Raw genomic sequence first — 16,539 nt, forward strand, 5'->3', positions numbered from 1 at the left:
GCAGCGAGCGGTTTATTTGGTGGTTGGTTTTACATTAGTTCATTTTAATTTCTTTGATTCAATTTAAATGTTCGTTTAGCGTTGTAAGTAAGTTTACTAACTTGCTCACTTTCGATCTGTTTTCCATGTAGTTCAAACCCTGTTTGCTTCGGATATTCGATAATTCCTTTTCCATTTTTTATTCTTAAAATGTCAGACAATCCGGTTTGCAACTATCATAGGGGTTTCTCCCCGAAAAGGGTTAAAATGTCCGATGCGTTTTACCTGCATCCCTATTGCGCGCTGGATCGCCCGTTCTCCAAAACGTTCCCGGATATCATCCATCGAATGGTACAAAGTGGCGAGCCTTGATCCCTCATCGAACAAGCGCATTTGGTAATTTCCATGGACCAACTCGCTCATACGCACTCCAACCAAGCGCACCAGGAGCCTTCGGTTATGTAATTTCTCAAAGAGATTCATCACCATCGGAATAATTTCATGATCGGCCGCCGAATAAGGAATACGTTGCTGTAAGGTCTTTGTCTGAAAATCCGAATAGCGAATTTTTACCGTCACACAGGCACAAACCTTTTTTTCCTTACGCAGTTGAAAAACGAGGTTCTCAGCCAGTGCAAAGACAATTGCTTTTAACCTCACCACATCAATCGTATCTTTCTCAAACGTGCGTTCACTGGAGATTGATTTCCGTTCATTGTACTGGATCACCGGACTATTATCGATTCCCTGCGCTTTTTTCCAAATAGCAATTCCATTTTGCCCAAGTACACTTTCCATCATCTCCAACGGCATTTGCTGAATCGTTCCGATGCGTTTCACTCCCAAATTACAGAGTGTTTGATAAGTCTTAAGTCCAACCATGGGGATTTTCTGCACCGATAAGGGATTTAAAAACAACTTCTCAGCCCCGTCGATGATATTCATCTGATTATTGGGCTTGGCCTCCCCGGTTGCGATTTTGGAAACTGTTTTATTCACAGACATCCCGAAAGAAATAGGCAATCCGGTTTCTTTCATGATCTTCCGGCGCAGTTCACCTGCATATTTGTAACATCCAAAAAAACGATCCATTCCCGACAGGTCCATATAGAATTCGTCGATTGACGATTTTTCCACTACGGGAACTGCATCTTGTATGATGTCGGTCACCATCCGTGAGTACTTGGTGTAATTTGCCGAATTCCCACTGATTACAATTGCCTCCGGACAGCGTTCTTTTGCCATTTTCATGGGCATGGCGGAGTGGATACCAAATTTTCTGGCTTCGTAACTGCAACTGGCTACTACTCCACGGTCGGATGCTCCACCAATTAAGATCGGCAGGCCATTCAGGCGACTATCTTCCAAACGTTCACAGGAGACAAAAAACGTGTCTAAATCCATGTGAACGATGCTGCGTTGTTGTTCGTTCATGTCTCGTGTTTTTACAAATTACGGCTGCATACCATTTTCCGAACGGGAAATAATCCGTAGATTTATTCCTGTTCAAAAGTATTCAATTTGATTATTTTACAATCTAAAAATGATTAATAATTAATCAACAAAGCAAAAATAGTTATTAACTACGTAAAGGATTTACGAACATCTTTTGATTTCGAAAATTTGCCAGTTTGCCAGTTTGCCAAATAGCAAACAGAAACATTTTTTCACTATCTTACAAAGAAACTAAGGCATTATGAAACAGCTTCTTTTTTTGATTATTCTCCTGGCTGGAAAACTTTCCTACGCCGACGGACTGGACGAAATGCGGATTTATGTCAACCAAAAATTGGTAGCGACCAGCTACGAAGGCGCTTCAAAGGTAGTGGAACTCGAAGTTTCTGTCGGAGATACTTTAAAATTTGAGATCTGGACTGATTGGGGAGGAATGGAAAATTCTTCTATCAGTGTTTTCGATTATCAAAGCAGTGAAAAGGTAGCTGAATTAGCACGAGTTCCCAATCGGAAATACGAAGCCAATTTTTTCCAGGTTATACATCCGGGGATGATAAACAGTGAATTGCAATATGTCTATAATTTTAGTCCGGCAGTGAACCGTACCTGGAAGTTTGCACGGATTGTTTTGAAACCTAAAACGGAATAATAACTCAATGCTCATTATTTAAATATTCAATATTCATGCCCCGCCTACTTTTCTTTTGTATATCTTTACTTTTGACAGCTTCTTGCAAGAATAAGCAAACAGAAATAGAAGATCCAATCATTGAATTACGGGTCAAATTGGTTTCCGATCCGGATCCGGCATTTATTTTAAAGTACAAACTGAAGACTAATGAGTACCTGAAGAAATGCAAGATGCCGGTTATCATTTTCCACGGAGATAAAGACCACGGAATTTATCCGGGTTCTTCTCTTAAATTGAAAAAGGAATTTAAAGCCCAGGATACTCTGATCCTATTAAAAGACGTGAATCATAACGGAATTATTAAGAGTGATAAATACCAGCTGTTAATTCCCGAGTTACTGGATCGATGAATCCATTTTACCTCTTTCGGGGATAAGTGCAAGATTATCCACCATCTACCCTGGTAACTAAAAACTCGACTATTAAGTTATGGTAATAAACCCATTTTCTCCATGTCAACTAAAACTATTCTCTTCTCACCCATGCAGGAGAAAGCTCCAAACAAAAAAGGCGATCCTTCCGAACCGCCTTTCTTATTGATAAAGTGTATTTTCGATTTTTATTTTTTCACAGAGTCAACTACAGCTTTGAACGCCTCTGGGTGGTTCATTGCCAAGTCAGCTAAAACTTTACGGTTCAATTCGATACCGCTTTTGTTTACAGCTCCCATGAATTGAGAATAGCTCATTCCGTGTAAACGTGCACCAGCGTTGATACGCGTGATCCACAATGAGCGGAAGTTTCTTTTCTTTTGCTTACGACCTTCGTAAGCATAGTTCAATCCTTTTTCAATAGCATTTTTTGCTACTGTCCAAACATTTTTTCTACGGCCGTAGTATCCTTTGGCCAACTTCATAAAGTTCTTTCTGCGAGCTCTTGAAGCAACGTGATTTACCGATCTTGGCATAACTTTTTCGTTTTTAATAAGGAGTGCAGCATTATTTCAGCTAACTTTGGTACTCAATACTTGGTTAACAATACCGAAGTTTAAATCCTGGCGCGACGCCCGGATTACTTCATATTCAACATTAATTTAACGTTCGACAAATCAGCTTGGTGAACCAAACCTGCGTGAGTCAAATTACGTTTTTGCTTCTTGGTTTTTTTCGTAAGAATGTGGCTTTTGAAAGCGTGTTTTCTCTTGATTTTACCAGATCCAGTTACAGTGAATCTCTTCTTTGCACTGGATGTTGTTTTCATTTTTGGCATTTTTCTCTTTTTTAAAAAATGAACACTTTATCAATTATCTAATTCAGAATGTAGAATTCAATGATGAGAAGATCCTCTCTGCATTCTTCATTCAGCATTCTTCATTTATTTCTTTTTAGGGTTGATCATCACGATCATTCTTTTCCCCTCCAACTTAGGCATTTGTTCCAATGTCCCCAAATCAGCTAATTCCTGAACGAATTTCAATAACAGGATTTCACCCCTGTCTTTGAAGACAATTGTTCTACCGCGGAAAAACACGTATGCCTTTACTTTTGAACCTTCTTCCAAGAACTTACGCGCATGTGTCAATTTAAATTGAAAATCATGATCATCTGTATTCGGACCAAAACGAATCTCCTTCAAGACTACTTTACTTTGTTTCGCTTTCAGTTCTTTTTGTTTTCTCTTTTGGTTGTATAAGAATTTACGGTAATCCATGATCTTACAAACCGGAGGAACGGCATTCGGAGAGATCTCCACCAAGTCCAACTCCTGCTCTTCTGCTAATTGCAACGCAGCACTCAAACTCATCACTTGCGGCTCTTCTCCTTCTACAACTAAACGGATCTCACGTGCTGTGATCTTCCCGTTTATTTTGTGTTGGTCGTTGTCTTCTTTTCTTACTGGTTTTCTACTGTCTTTTCTCATTCAGTTAATTAAACATTTGTCGACAATTCTTTTTCTATCGCTTGGTTTACCAAAGTTGCGAAAGCATCTACAGCCATCGAACCCTTATCTCCTTCTCCACGCTGTCTTACAGATACTTGCTTTTCTTCCGCCTCTTTCTCTCCAACTACCAGCATAAACGGGATTTTTTTCAGTTCCGCCTCACGTATTTTCTTGCCTATCTTTTCGTTACGGTCATCAACGAATCCGCGAATATCGGAATTATTTAGCAATTCTAAAACATCTTTCGCATAATCGTTGTATTTATCGCTGATTGGAAGAACAGCAACCTGTTCGGTAGTCAACCAAAGCGGAAAGTCTCCCGCACAGTGTTCAAGCAATACAGCCACGAAACGCTCCATAGATCCGAACGGTGCACGGTGAATCATTACCGGACGGTGCTTTTGGTTATCGGCTCCCGTGTATTCCAATTCAAAACGCTCCGGCAAATTGTAATCTACCTGAATAGTTCCTAGCTGCCATTCCCTTCCCAAAGCATCCTGAACCATAAAATCCAGTTTCGGTCCATAAAATGCTGCTTCCCCTAATTCCACTACTGTCGGAAGATTTTTCTCTGCAGCAGCCTCAATAATTGCGTTTTCGGCCTTTGCCCAATTTTCATCCGTACCAATGTACTTCGTTGGATTTTCAGGATCACGTAACGAAATTTGTGCTTTGAAGTTCTGGAAATCCAGGGTCTTGAAAATATATAACACCAGGTCAATTACTTTCTTGAATTCTTCTTTCACCTGGTCCTGCGTACAGAAGATATGCGCATCATCCTGCGTAAATCCGCGAACACGGGTCAAACCATGCAACTCTCCGCTTTGCTCATAACGGTAAACCGTACCGAACTCTGCAAAACGAGCAGGTAAATCTTTGTACGAGCGCGGTTTGCTCTTAAAGATCTCACAGTGATGCGGACAGTTCATCGGCTTTAACAGGAATTCTTCATCCGGATCCGGAGTTTTGATTGCCTGGAAGGAATCCGCTCCGTATTTCTCGTAGTGACCGGAAGTCACATACAATTCTTTGTTCCCTATATGCGGTGTAATTACCTGTTCGTAACCTGCTTTTCGCTGTGCTTTTTTCAGGAAATTCTCCAAACGCTCACGCAATGCAGCTCCTTTCGGCAACCACAACGGCAATCCTTGCCCCACTTTCTGAGAGAAGGTAAACAATTCCAATTCTTTCCCCAGTTTCCGGTGATCGCGGCGTTTCGCCTCTTCCACTTTTTCCAGGTATTCAGCCAGCTCGGCTTGTTTCGGGAAAGTAATTCCGTAAACACGCGTCAATTGCTTGTTTTTTTCGTCTCCGCGCCAGTATGCTCCGGCAATAGATGTCAGTTTTACCGCTTTAATGAATCCTGTATCCGGAATATGTGGCCCACGGCACAAATCCGTAAAATTCCCCTGCGTGTAAAATGTGATGGAGCCATCCGGCAAATCCTGGATCAACTCCAGCTTATATGGATCAGATTTTTCCGTGAAATAGGCCAATGCATCTGCTTTCGAAACTTCTTTACGCACGTAAGGATTCTTTAGCTTCGCGAGCTCTTTCATCTTTTGTTCGATTTTATCCAAGTCTTCTTCTTTAAAAGAATAATTCATAAAATCTACATCGTAATAATACCCGTTCGCAATCGGAGGACCGATAGCCAATTTAATTCCCGGATAATAGAACTCCAATGCTTCCGCCATTAAGTGAGCTGAAGAGTGCCACATGGTCGATTTTCCTTCTGCATCGTTCCAGGTCAGCAACTGCAATGCACAGTCACCGGTCAACGGACGGGTTGCGTCGATCACCACATTATCCACTTTGGCTGCCAATACGTTACGAGCCAATCCTTCAGAAATGCTAAGAGCAACATCCAATGCTGTTGCTCCTGCTTCGTATTGTCTAACTGATCCGTCAGGAAGAGTTACATTAATCATCACTTATAAAATTTAGTACAAAAATAGGCTTTATCTATGAATTAAGCCTCATTTCAGCAATTTATGGTTCAATACCATAAACTAAAACGATCCCTTCTTTTGTTCCTTTTCCGGATCCAATGGAATATTCGATATGAATATTTCTCAAACGATCTGCATCCGGGATTTTAGCTACGTATGAATCATTTAATTCCGTTGTGCTGAATTTCAGGTTCTTACCCTGAGCTTTTTTAAACTCTTTGATTAAAACCCGGTTCTTATCATCAGCAGGAGCATCGTAAATTTTTATCGTCAAAGGAACGCTGCATTTTTTGGTACTGATCGCAAACTTATATTCGTCAAGCAGGAAAGTATACACTTCGATATTCTTAACCTGTTTGGAAGGTCCCGCAGTAAAATAGGTGATTTTAGACCCTTCATAGCGAGTTCCTTTGATCATTTCTTTGCATTCCTGTTTTAATGTGCTCATTTGAGCTTCAAGTGCATTATCATTTCCTCCGGACACCAATCCGATCCACAATAAACAAACAACAAGAGGAAGAGCGAATTTGAATAGCTTCATCATAAAAAATTATTTCCCTGGTTTAACAATATTTGAACGTACCATTTTCACTTCTTTTGCCAAAGCCTGGTATTCAGCTTCCGTCAATTCCGGTGTTTCACGGTTGATGTTTTTGGACACTTTCTTCACAGAAGCCATCCCCTCATAGGTATTCAAAATACCTTCATACATTTTGATCACTGCTTTCAACCGTGCATCTTCCTGAGCCGGGTGACTTTTGAATCCTTTGATGATATTTTTCAGCAGGCTCATTTGTTCAACTAACAACTTTCCGATCTCAGACTTGTCTTTTTTGTTGTCAATTCCCAAATACATCCCTTCAATCCATGAACCGGAAAACTGGATGGCTCCCAGGTACTTCAGGTCATTGTTCTCCATATATTCGTCCGATTTGTCCTGAATTTCATAAATGAGATCTTGCAGTGCTTCCACGTCCCCCAATCCTTTATCGAATTTTGCAATCAGTTCCTTATCGGAAAAAACACTTTCCAATCCTACTTTCGATCCCATCTTTTGGATAACAACCAAATACTCGCGTGCTTCCTGTGTTTTCGCGTTGATCGCACAATATGCCATATCGGTTGAGTAAACTCCGAGATTCATCAACTGATCAATTTTTACAGAATACTTATCCGCATCCGCAACCGGATTGGTAAGACCTGCAACATAAGGCAAACCTGCATCTTTAAACGCGTTCGCAATACTTATAGGTGGGGGCAATACATAATCATTGTCGGATGATTCTTCTGATCCATCGGTGGTTTCTATGGTAGCGACTTCTTTCTTTTCAGTCTCGCCTCCTCCACATGATGCCAGGCTTAGGGTTAGGGCAAAAGCAGGTACAAAATAATTCAGTTTCAACATAATTTGGTTTGTAAAGTTTTGATTGTAAAGAAACAAAGAAAAATTAATTTGGGATGTTATCTATCTAACAATTTATTAGATTAGTGCTGTTTTAATGCAAACCACTGGACACGTATGCCACTATTACCAATTTCACTGGGGCTCATTCTGGGTATTTTTTTGTCGTTCATTTCAGGCGGAAATGCAACGGCTGCGGGATTAACGATCACATCGTTATTGGCCTTCGTCATTCTTTTACTAATCTTTCATCAGTTATTTAAGATCAACTCATTCCCGAAAATCATTCCCGTCATTGCGTTCAGCTTAAGCTTCGTTCTGATCGGTTTTTGCAACCTGGAATTGCAGAAAGAATCCCTATCTGACCCAAATGAATTAACCGGTTGTGTGAATTTTGGAACGGTTTTTAAAACCAAAATTTCCGAATCAGGTTATCAAACCATTCACCTTTCATTGGAAAAATCCATAAACAGAAGCATCCAAGTTGCCGCCCGCGGAAATATGATCCTGACGCTTGATACACTGAATGGAATCTACCGGACAGGTGATTTTATTGCGTTTAAAACGCGGATTGATCCGTTTCAAAATGAAACCAACCCGGGAAGTTTTGATGCGGAATATTATTACGGCACACATCGATACATCGGAAGGGCTTTTATCACCTCAAATTGCATCATGAAGACCGGCTCCCGGGAAAATTTAACCATCTTTCTTTCCAAATGGCAGGATGAGATCGGACAAAAAATGAAATCCTGGCTGCCCGAATCGGTTGCAGGAATCGGCGTTGCACTATTGCTTGGAAACAAAGCAGATATCGACCCTGAAATAATGGATTCTTTCTCGAATACCGGTGCCATGCATGTACTGGCGGTTTCAGGCTTGCATGTCGGGATTATTTTACTCGTCTTCCAATACATCTTCGGTTTCTTCAGTCGTTGGATATCAAAGAAACAAGCTGTTGTTTTTTCTGTCATTCTCATTTGGGGATTCGGATTGCTGAGTGGTGCTTCTCCATCGGTGATCCGGGCAGTTGTGATGTTTAGCATTCTCGCCCTCGGACAAATCCTAAGCAGAAAAAATAACGGAATGAATAACCTGATCCTTTCTGCCATCCTGTTATTGATGTACGATCCGTACTATTTGTTTGATGTCGGTTTTCAGCTATCGTATGTCGCTTTGACAGGAATCCTGCTATTTCAACGTCCTATTTACAAGTTAATCCATATCAAATACAAGTGGCTGGATTGGCTGTGGAAAGGGAGTGCCGTGGGAATTGCCGCCACCATTGCGACCACTCCATTTATGCTGTATTGGTTCCATCAATTTCCGAATTATTTCCTCCTCTCAAATATTGTTGTGATGCTTTTTGGATTTATTGTTCTGCTTCTTTTAATTGTCCTCGTTTTCACCGCCTGGATCCCCTACTTCAATGCATTGATCATTTTCCTGACTGCCTTTTCATTAGAGGCTTTAATAACGGGAATTCAAGCAGTAGATAAAATCCCGGGTGGGGTTTCCGGTGGATTTGAGCTCAATTTCTTCCAGTTCCTGCTCATCGGAACATTGATCGGCTATTGCTTTCACAAGCTCCTAATCAAACAGACCTTGCCCAAAGTTGCACTCACTGCAATGGCCGTTTGCCTGATGTTCATTTCATGGAAGCGGGAAGCGAAATTTGAAAAGAATGAATTCCAGGTTTTTTCCGCCAAAACTTTTTGCGGAATGATCCAGTATAACGGGAAACTGATCACATTCACCGAAGACTCCTCCGGGAACAGGCAAGTACTTCAAATATTCAAAAATGCCGTTCGCAATGCGGGTTTGAACCCGGAGAAGTCCATCATTTTGAAATCCAGGAACAAGTTGCTATTGAATGGAAAACAGATCTGTTTTCTAAAAGAAAACAACGGCTGGAAATTCAAAATCGGTGAACAGGAATTCAATTACCTGTCAAAAGGAACTCCTGGAAAAGACCATCCCAAAGAACTCTTATCCCAAAGGCTTCAGTATTATTTGTACAGAGAAGAGAAAATCAAACCTTTCCGCATCGCTATTTAAAAAAATAGCTACAAATCTCCTTTGGAAAATAAGGTTTTTCAATTTTTGATTTTACATTCTCAATTAATCCAGCGGCATATAAAACATATCATACCTCCTGGTGATCAACACATTTTTGTCTGCATTTGAAACAGCTTCCACAACATATATGGTTTCTTTAGTAACCGGGTCTACATCCTTTTTAAAGGAAAATGCGTAATCGGTACTTTTGAAGTTGGGAATTTCCATTTTCATTTGACGTGCAGCCAGTTTCAGTACGATTCCCTGTGCAGCTGTACTTTGATTTTCACTGACAAAATGCATGACCAGGAATACATTGTTTAAAAACCGGTTCTTCTCTTCTCCCTGCAGGTTAAACTCTTTGTTTTTCATCAGGGAATAGAACGCCAGGTCATCGTTGGGCGTAAATCCCAAATCCCGGGTCAACCAATCTTCTTTCATGTATTTCTCCGCCCATAATTGGTTCGATTTCCCGGTTTGGAACTCATCGATAAAATCCATTTTGCGCAGTACATTCCGGTTGTTTAAAAAACATTGAGCAATGATAAACTCGCACGTTGTATCCTGAACCAACTCAAACCAATGCGTTTCCATATAAAGCACTTCCGTGGTATCCGAGAGTAATACCATCTTTTGATTTTCGATCAGCGGGTCAATTTCCTTGGTAGGCAACCCGTTCTTGCTCATTCGGTATTTGACCTCAAAAAGCGAATCCAATCGTTGATAAGACAGTGGTTTGATCACAACCGTTTCTCCATAAGTCAACCCGATATACTTCTTGTTTACTGCCGCAAAATCGTGTGCCAATTGTTGTTCCAGGATCTCTTTCCTGTTTCGTGCCAAGTCTTCCAGGCTGGGCCCCGGAACATATTTCAAACCACAGGATGCAATAAAAAGAGCAAGCGGTAAAAAAGAGGCGAAACGACTTAGAGAGTTTATTCCTGACATATGTATGACTTTATATTCTCAAAAATAACGAATTTTGTCGGGTGAAATTGAGCTATTATGTACTTCTAACGTTTATTCTGATTTCATCTTCTCTCCTCTCCCAAAAAACGGTTTCGGGGAAGCAGACAAATCACGCGATCACACTGGATGGCATGCTGTTGGAAGTTGCCTGGGATGAAGCTGAGACCGCTACAGATTTCGTCAACAACTATCCGAACCCGGGTGCAGAAAGCAGATTTAAAAGCGAGGTAAAATTCCTGTATGACGACCAATACATTTATATCGGAGCGGAATTAACAGACAGTCAGCCGGATTCCATCATTGCCTTTCTGTCGGAACGGGATGATTACGGGAATGCAGATTGGTTCGGTGTTTTGATTGATCCGTATGGGGCCGGACAAAATGCTTTTGGATTTTATGTAACAGCAGCCGGAACGGAACTGGATGCAATTATCAATCAAACAACCGAAGATTATTCCTGGAATGCCGTTTGGAGAAGCAAAGTCAAACGCATCGCGGAAGGATGGAGCCTGGAAATACGGATCCCGTTGACACAATTGCGGTTTCCTAAAGAAACAATCCAGAACTGGCGGATCAATTATATCCGGAACATACGCAGAAACCGGGAAACTTCGTATTGGTCTTTTGTAGATCCGCAGCAATACGGTGAGATTGCTCAAAGCGGGTACATCAAGGGGATTGAAAACCTGGGAACTCCGCTGAGACTTTCTTTTTCTCCTTATTCGACCATGTATCTTGAAGACAGTTTCGACGAAAACACGCAATCTCAAAACTGGGGATTCAGGCCGCGATTCGGAATGGACATGAAAGTCGGGCTAAGCGAATCGTTTACCTTGGATGCAACGCTGATCCCTGACTTCGGACAAACAGTTTCGGACCGGCTGGTTTTGAACCTTTCTCCTTTCGAAGTACGTTACCCCGAAAACAGGCCGTTCTTTCTCGAAGGAATGGATCTGTTCGGGATCGGGGATTTATTCTATTCACGAAGGATAGGTGCAGAAAGTTATCTGAAAGAACAAGCGCTTGATTCCGTGTCACAGGATCCGAACAACTCAGTCAGGACCATTCCCGACAGGGCACAACTCATCAACGCACTCAAAATTTCCGGACGTACAAAAGGCGGTTTGGGAATCGGCGTCTTTAACGCTATTGAAAACAGGTCTTTTCTCCATTACGAAGATTCGCTGGGAAACGATCACAAGGTCCTTGCACATCCCGTGTCGAATTACAACGTATTTGTACTTTCTCAAAATCTGAAGAATAACGCCAATATTTCCTTTTTGAATACCAATGTTATCCGGCCGGAAATCCAAGTTCTTTCCAACGTGAGTACCTTGCAGGGCTTGGTTTTTAATAAATCAAGAGTCTATGCTATTTCAACCAGCACGCAGGTTTCAGTTAATTCTTCCGGAAATAATGTACGTGTCGGGCGATCATCTTCGATCAGTTTTCAAAAAGTAAAAGGAACCAATCAGTTCAATATTGACTATTACGATTCTGACAACCATTACAATCCCACCGAACTCGGTTTCCTGGCCCGCAACAACTTTTTCGGGTTTTATAGCCGCTACCGCTGGACAGGATATGAAGCCACCCAACGTCTTTTGCGCAGAAATTTCACGGTAGAAAACACAGTTGAATATTTATACAAACCAACGAAGTTCGGATACTGGTCGGTCAATGCGGAATACATCGTTACCACCAAAAAATTCCTTACTACCGGAATTTCTTTGAATATTTATCCCTTGGGAGAACGTGACTTTTTTGAATCGCGCGTGTTCGGGATCCCGGTCAATTTTCCCGCTTCTTTCCAGTACGGAGGCTTCTATTCCAGCAATTATTCCAAGCGCTTTGCTTTGGATTTCTATGCCTATCACCGTGTCTTCGATCGAAAAGGGATGTCAAACCTGGACCTGAATATCAGTCCGCGCATTCGGATTGCACCCAAAATATTTACCGTTTTGAGCTCCACCGTAAACCGCTATTTCCACAATTTCGGGTATGTACACGTGACGGACACAACTTACACCGACCAAATTACCCTTGGAAATCGCGAACGCTGGATCGTTACCAACTCCATTGCCCTGGATTACACCTTTACAAAAACATTCCGTCTCAAACTGCGGTTCAATCATTACTGGCAGGAAGTTTCCTACCACTCGTTCATGGAATTACTGGACGACGGAAGCTACCGTTCCTCTTCCTATTCCGGACTGGACTCATTAGGTCAAAGTTACCACAATACGAGCTTCAATGCATTCACAGTGGATTTTGATTTGCGTTGGGTTATTTATCCGGGAAGTGAGATCCGTTTCGTCTGGAAGTACAACATTTACGCATCGAAAAAAGGGTTGGACTATGGCTACTTCAACACATTCCGCAACCTGTTTGACAATCCGTACCTGAATTCATTCTCCGTGAAAGGACTGTTCTACATCGATGCAGGGAAATGGTTCCGAAAGAAAACGGTGTGATTCAAACCAATTAAGAATTGACCATTAACTTTTAACTTCCTTCTGTTTCGAATTCACCAAATAAACCCCACCGACAATCACCACCATTCCCAAGAACTGGGAAACATGAAACCGTTCGTGATTCCAAAAAACTCCGAGAATTACCGCAACAATCGGGATCATATAAGTTACCGAACTGGCAAACATCGGCGATTTCAATGCAATGATCCGGTTGAAAAGTAACAAGGCCAAACACGTCCCAAAAACACTCAGGATACTGATATAACCCAGTGCTTCAAAAGCATGCTTGTTGGTTTGAAGCACATTCCCCGTATCCAAGCTCAACATCACAATCCAGGCAGGAACGGAAAGGAATGAAAAAGACAGAGAAGCAATTTCCAGGGATTTAAATCCGCTAAGTTTGTATTTGATGGTGTTCAAACTTGTAGCATACATAACCGTAGCCAATAAGATTGCACCGACATGCAGCAGGGAAATCTTAACCGGTTCGTTATTCAGGATTCCTACCAGGATGCAAATCCCGGTGAAAGCAACAAATAATCCGACCACCTGTTTCAACCGGATCTTCTGTTTAAAGAACAAAAATCCCAGGATCAGGGTGAAGAACGGAGTGAAGCTATTGAGCATTCCTGCTAATCCGGAAGAAAGGTTGGTTTCCGCGAAGGTGAATAAAAATGCGGGAAGAAAATTTCCACAGGTGCCCACAATGAGTAAAAAAAGGACCTGTTTTCCATTTTTGATCTTGCGCAGGTTCATCAATCCGAACGGCAGCATGACCAACCCGGCAATTGCCATGCGAAGTGCTCCTACCTGTGAATCGGAAAAAATGTGACCTCCGGTTTCGTCGTACATTCCACGCTTCATCAAAATAAACGAAGCTCCCCAAATAAGTGCCAGAACAAAAAGAATCAGCCAGCTTCGTAAATCTTTACTCATTTGGACGAGTTTTCGATTTCTTGTTTCTTTGCCGAAGCTTCTGCGTAAGCTTTTCGTGCGTTACTCATTTTGAAACGAATTGCGATCAAAGCAGGCAAACCGACATGAATTAAAACTAAAAGTACATAACCGATCGGTTTCAACTCAAATCGGGTCGGGAGAATTCCATTGGCCCTGGTTCGTTCCAGGCCTATACCAAAATAATAACTCAGCGCAATATTGGATTCCGTTTGAATGTGCACCAGTTCATGGTCGTAATGCAAAATTCCATCATACATCGGGATTGGAATAAAAGCACAAAGGATCAGAAACAATATTCCAATAACAATCCCGAGTAAAACAGGTTTTTTCAGCAATCCTCCCATCATTTCAATGCTTTAAATCCTTCGGAGAAAAACACCCGGTCGCGGTTCACACGTTCTTCCAAAGCCGTTCTGAACTCACCGTATTTCCCTTCCGGAATGCAATTCACGGGAAAGAACAACTGAAGGTCCTCAATATATTCGAAATAAAGGGTTTGCTGGTGAGTTTCTATTCGTCTCAAGCCGGAAAAGAACAACAAACGCACTTCCCGGTCGGCAACAACCACCGCTTTGTGTGTAATTCCCACCCGGAACCAACGTTGTGCAATTGCCAGGAAAATGAACTGATCCAGTACCATTATGCCATAAACAACCGCAATCGGCCAGGCTTCAATGGTTAAAAGCAACACCGTAATCATGGAAAAGAGCGCAATCATGGCTTCCATCACCAGGAACAGACTGACCTGCTTTTTTCGTTCTGCAGAGACAGGTGTGCTCCACAAAAAGCGTTCGGGTTTCCGGGTCATGGCAACCCCCACCCAGCGACTCACCGACCTGCGGATAATCAACAAAAGCAATAAGGTGGCAACTCCAATGAAAATATGGAATTTGAACGGAAGTTCAGCTATCGGGATGTTTAAAAAATGAATGTCAAACGCAACACAAATAATAAATGCAAATGCCGGGAAGGAAAAAAATACCAGTAAGATGTTTATAGAACGGTTCATCGATTATTGCATCATTTTAATCTTTGCCTTCAACTCTTCAATCTTCCGTTGAGCCGCTGCAATTTTACCTTCCACTTCTTTTTTCAAGATGTCCGCGCCTTTCGATTTCGCGAAGAAACCAAGGTTGTTCTCAAATTGTAAAATATCCGATTTCAGTTTGTTTATTTTATCGTGCAAGTCATACTTTTCTCTTGCCAGGGCACGGTCCGCGTTCGGATCAGCCTTCATCGTATCCAAGCGAGCCTGGAACAACATTTTTTCCTGTTCGGCACCCTCAAGTTTCAATTTCTTATAATGAGCATCCAAAGCTTCTTTGTACGCATTGAACACCCGGTCTTTCTCTTTCATCGGAACATGGCCGATACTGTTGAATTCGGTTGCAAAGTTCTTCAGCAAAGCCATAGCCTCCTTTTTATCTTCCGGAATAGCAGCCGTTTTGATTCGTTCGATCAACTCCATCTTCAGGGCCAAGTTTCCTTCAAACTCTTTGTCTTTCGAACTGAAATGTGCTTGTTTTGCTTCAAAGAAATGATCACACGCAGCACGGAATTCCTTCCACAATTTCTGTTCAAATCGCTGACCTGCACTTCCCAGCTCCTTCCAGTCTTTCTGAATTGCCAAAATCTGGTCAGTTGTCTTTTTCCATTCGGTCGAATGTTTCAGTTCTTCCAGTTTTTCGACCAGTTGCTGTTTTTTGGCAGCTACTTCATCAAATTTTCCCCGGATAGAATCAAAGAACGCTTTCTTTTTCGCGAAAAACTCATCACAGGATGCACGGAATTCTTTCCAGACCTCTTCGTTTTCTTTGCGCGGACCAAACCCGATTTTCTTCCATTCTTCCTGCAAAGCCAATAAGGAAGCCGTTGCTGTTTCCCACTCTTTTGTATTGGTGGAGGCAAAATCTTTTACCAATTCCGCAGCTTTTCGTGCGATATCCTTTTTCAATTCCAAATTGGCAGCCAACTCGGTGCGCTTTTCATCGTAGAATGCCTGGATACGGGCATAAACCGCACGAACCGCATCCCAATAAGAGTTTTTCAGGCTTTCCCACGCATCATTTCCAACAGGACCGGTTTCGTCCCATTCGTTTTGAAGTGTTTTAATCGCCTGTTCCACATCTTTCACGTGTTCCATTTGAGACAATTCCTGGATCCTGCGAATGACATCCAGTTTCAATTGATGGTTCCGGTGCAAATCGTGCTCACGCAGTTCCCGGTAAATCTTAATGTGGTAAAAGAAGGTTTCCAGTAAACGAGAATATTCGGATTGAATATCCTGACGCTTTTCACGCGGAATATCTCCAACTTCTTTCCATGCGTCATGAATTTCTTTGTATGCAGTCATGGCCGCACCAATGTTCTCTTCTTTCTCAACAACCTCTTTAAGTCGATCCAAAAGCGCTTTCTTACGACGTAAGTTAGATTCTTCGGCCTCTTTCTTTGCTTTTTGCAATCCTCCCTTACGTTCACGGAACTCATTATACAAGCCATAAAACTCTTCTCGTACGGGATCAGCGGTACGCTCTTCGACGGGCTCACCTTTTTCTTGGGCGTCCAATTGCTTTATTTGGAACTGGCGATCCTCTTCCAAAACCACATCCTCGAATTGATTCCGTAATTCACTCACTTCACGCGCTACAGCCAGCGCGTCTTCTTGCTGCACGAGATTTTTTAATGACTCTAATAAACTTGCCTTTTCCATGATAAAGCTCT

At 41.9% G+C, this 16,539-nt stretch carries 16 protein-coding genes; 4 read left to right on the plus strand and 12 right to left on the minus strand.

The features are described 5' to 3' along the window. Positions 1-192 precede the first annotated feature (192 nt). Positions 193-1,413 carry a DNA polymerase IV gene (dinB, locus tag FO442_RS09635; RefSeq protein ID WP_144332962.1) on the minus strand — a complete coding sequence of 407 codons (1,221 nt, stop codon included), beginning with the start codon at positions 1,411-1,413 and terminating at the stop codon, positions 193-195. A 262-nt stretch (positions 1,414-1,675) separates the two neighbouring features. Between dinB and FO442_RS09640 the strand changes: the two genes are divergently transcribed. Together FO442_RS09640 and FO442_RS09645 are read left to right on the plus strand one after the other, a co-directional pair. Continuing rightward, a complete protein-coding gene (locus FO442_RS09640) occupies positions 1,676-2,083 on the plus strand; it encodes a hypothetical protein (RefSeq protein ID WP_144332963.1) in 408 nt (135 codons plus the stop codon). Between the two features lie 71 nt (positions 2,084-2,154). Next, a complete protein-coding gene (locus FO442_RS09645; RefSeq protein ID WP_144332964.1) occupies positions 2,155-2,475 on the plus strand; it encodes an alpha/beta fold hydrolase in 321 nt (106 codons plus the stop codon). Between the two features lie 209 nt (positions 2,476-2,684). On the opposite strand, the gene rplT is transcribed toward FO442_RS09645, so the two are convergent. The 6 genes from rplT to FO442_RS09675 form a co-directional block, all read right to left on the minus strand. After that, positions 2,685-3,032, minus strand: coding sequence for a 50S ribosomal protein L20 (rplT, locus tag FO442_RS09650; RefSeq protein WP_144332965.1), 348 nt, complete (start codon positions 3,030-3,032; stop codon positions 2,685-2,687). Positions 3,033-3,136: 104 nt separating this feature from the next. Beyond that, a complete protein-coding gene (gene rpmI, locus FO442_RS09655) occupies positions 3,137-3,334 on the minus strand; it encodes a 50S ribosomal protein L35 (RefSeq protein ID WP_013685072.1) in 198 nt (65 codons plus the stop codon). A gap of 105 nt (positions 3,335-3,439) precedes the next feature. Continuing rightward, positions 3,440-3,985, minus strand: coding sequence for a translation initiation factor IF-3 (gene infC / locus FO442_RS09660; RefSeq protein ID WP_144332966.1), 546 nt, complete (start codon positions 3,983-3,985; stop codon positions 3,440-3,442). Between the two features lie 8 nt (positions 3,986-3,993). Next, positions 3,994-5,937 (minus strand): threonine--tRNA ligase, encoded by a 1,944-nt coding sequence (gene thrS / locus FO442_RS09665; RefSeq protein WP_144332967.1) that lies wholly within the window; start codon positions 5,935-5,937, stop codon positions 3,994-3,996. 61 nt (positions 5,938-5,998) lie between these two features. After that, positions 5,999-6,502, minus strand: coding sequence for a hypothetical protein (locus tag FO442_RS09670; RefSeq protein WP_144332968.1), 504 nt, complete (start codon positions 6,500-6,502; stop codon positions 5,999-6,001). Between the two features lie 6 nt (positions 6,503-6,508). After that, entirely contained in the window at positions 6,509-7,363 is an 855-nt protein-coding gene (locus FO442_RS09675) for a hypothetical protein (RefSeq protein WP_144332969.1), read from the minus strand. Positions 7,364-7,477: 114 nt separating this feature from the next. Here FO442_RS09675 and FO442_RS09680 point away from each other — a divergent pair, with 114 nt between their 5' ends. Further along, on the plus strand, positions 7,478-9,418 hold the full coding sequence (locus tag FO442_RS09680; RefSeq protein WP_144332970.1) for a ComEC/Rec2 family competence protein: 1,941 nt from the start codon (positions 7,478-7,480) through the stop codon (positions 9,416-9,418). Positions 9,419-9,481: 63 nt separating this feature from the next. Here the strand turns inward: FO442_RS09680 and FO442_RS09685 are convergent, their stop codons facing one another. After that, positions 9,482-10,366, minus strand: coding sequence for a hypothetical protein (locus tag FO442_RS09685; RefSeq protein ID WP_144332971.1), 885 nt, complete (start codon positions 10,364-10,366; stop codon positions 9,482-9,484). A gap of 41 nt (positions 10,367-10,407) precedes the next feature. Between FO442_RS09685 and FO442_RS09690 the strand changes: the two genes are divergently transcribed. Continuing rightward, a complete protein-coding gene (locus FO442_RS09690; RefSeq protein ID WP_144332972.1) occupies positions 10,408-12,861 on the plus strand; it encodes a DUF5916 domain-containing protein in 2,454 nt (817 codons plus the stop codon). Positions 12,862-12,885: 24 nt separating this feature from the next. Here the strand turns inward: FO442_RS09690 and FO442_RS09695 are convergent, their stop codons facing one another. From FO442_RS09695 to FO442_RS09710, 4 genes are read right to left on the minus strand one after another with little or no spacing between them, the layout of a single operon-like run. Continuing rightward, a complete protein-coding gene (locus FO442_RS09695) occupies positions 12,886-13,797 on the minus strand; it encodes a DMT family transporter (RefSeq protein WP_144332973.1) in 912 nt (303 codons plus the stop codon). Next, entirely contained in the window at positions 13,794-14,165 is a 372-nt protein-coding gene (locus FO442_RS09700) for a hypothetical protein (RefSeq protein WP_144332974.1), read from the minus strand. Before FO442_RS09700 ends, FO442_RS09695 begins: the two co-directional genes overlap by 4 nt. After that, complete coding sequence (locus FO442_RS09705) at positions 14,162-14,827, minus strand: hypothetical protein (RefSeq protein ID WP_144332975.1); 666 nt, start codon at positions 14,825-14,827, stop codon at positions 14,162-14,164. Before FO442_RS09705 ends, FO442_RS09700 begins: the two co-directional genes overlap by 4 nt. A gap of 3 nt (positions 14,828-14,830) precedes the next feature. After that, positions 14,831-16,528 carry a DUF349 domain-containing protein gene (locus FO442_RS09710; protein ID WP_144332976.1) on the minus strand — a complete coding sequence of 566 codons (1,698 nt, stop codon included), beginning with the start codon at positions 16,526-16,528 and terminating at the stop codon, positions 14,831-14,833. Positions 16,529-16,539 lie beyond the last annotated feature (11 nt).

The organism is Fluviicola chungangensis (assembly GCF_007558725.1).
GTDB classification, from domain to species: domain Bacteria; phylum Bacteroidota; class Bacteroidia; order Flavobacteriales_D; family Crocinitomicaceae; genus Fluviicola; species Fluviicola chungangensis.

What these genes read in the sequence shown, in the direction of transcription:
- FO442_RS09705 (WP_144332975.1), bottom strand. Translation starts at nt 14,827, where the DNA reads ATGAACCGTTCTATAAACATCTTACTGGTATTTTTTTCCTTCCCGGCA.
- FO442_RS09695 (WP_144332973.1), bottom strand. Translation starts at nt 13,797, where the DNA reads ATGAGTAAAGATTTACGAAGCTGGCTGATTCTTTTTGTTCTGGCACTT.
- FO442_RS09640 (WP_144332963.1), top strand. Translation starts at nt 1,676, where the DNA reads ATGAAACAGCTTCTTTTTTTGATTATTCTCCTGGCTGGAAAACTTTCC.
- rplT (WP_144332965.1), bottom strand. Translation starts at nt 3,032, where the DNA reads ATGCCAAGATCGGTAAATCACGTTGCTTCAAGAGCTCGCAGAAAGAAC.
- FO442_RS09710 (WP_144332976.1), bottom strand. Translation starts at nt 16,528, where the DNA reads ATGGAAAAGGCAAGTTTATTAGAGTCATTAAAAAATCTCGTGCAGCAA.
- infC (WP_144332966.1), bottom strand. Translation starts at nt 3,985, where the DNA reads ATGAGAAAAGACAGTAGAAAACCAGTAAGAAAAGAAGACAACGACCAA.
- thrS (WP_144332967.1), bottom strand. Translation starts at nt 5,937, where the DNA reads ATGATTAATGTAACTCTTCCTGACGGATCAGTTAGACAATACGAAGCA.
- FO442_RS09675 (WP_144332969.1), bottom strand. Translation starts at nt 7,363, where the DNA reads ATGTTGAAACTGAATTATTTTGTACCTGCTTTTGCCCTAACCCTAAGC.
- FO442_RS09685 (WP_144332971.1), bottom strand. Translation starts at nt 10,366, where the DNA reads ATGTCAGGAATAAACTCTCTAAGTCGTTTCGCCTCTTTTTTACCGCTT.
- rpmI (WP_013685072.1), bottom strand. Translation starts at nt 3,334, where the DNA reads ATGCCAAAAATGAAAACAACATCCAGTGCAAAGAAGAGATTCACTGTA.
- FO442_RS09700 (WP_144332974.1), bottom strand. Translation starts at nt 14,165, where the DNA reads ATGATGGGAGGATTGCTGAAAAAACCTGTTTTACTCGGGATTGTTATT.
- FO442_RS09670 (WP_144332968.1), bottom strand. Translation starts at nt 6,502, where the DNA reads ATGATGAAGCTATTCAAATTCGCTCTTCCTCTTGTTGTTTGTTTATTG.
- FO442_RS09680 (WP_144332970.1), top strand. Translation starts at nt 7,478, where the DNA reads ATGCCACTATTACCAATTTCACTGGGGCTCATTCTGGGTATTTTTTTG.
- dinB (WP_144332962.1), bottom strand. Translation starts at nt 1,413, where the DNA reads ATGAACGAACAACAACGCAGCATCGTTCACATGGATTTAGACACGTTT.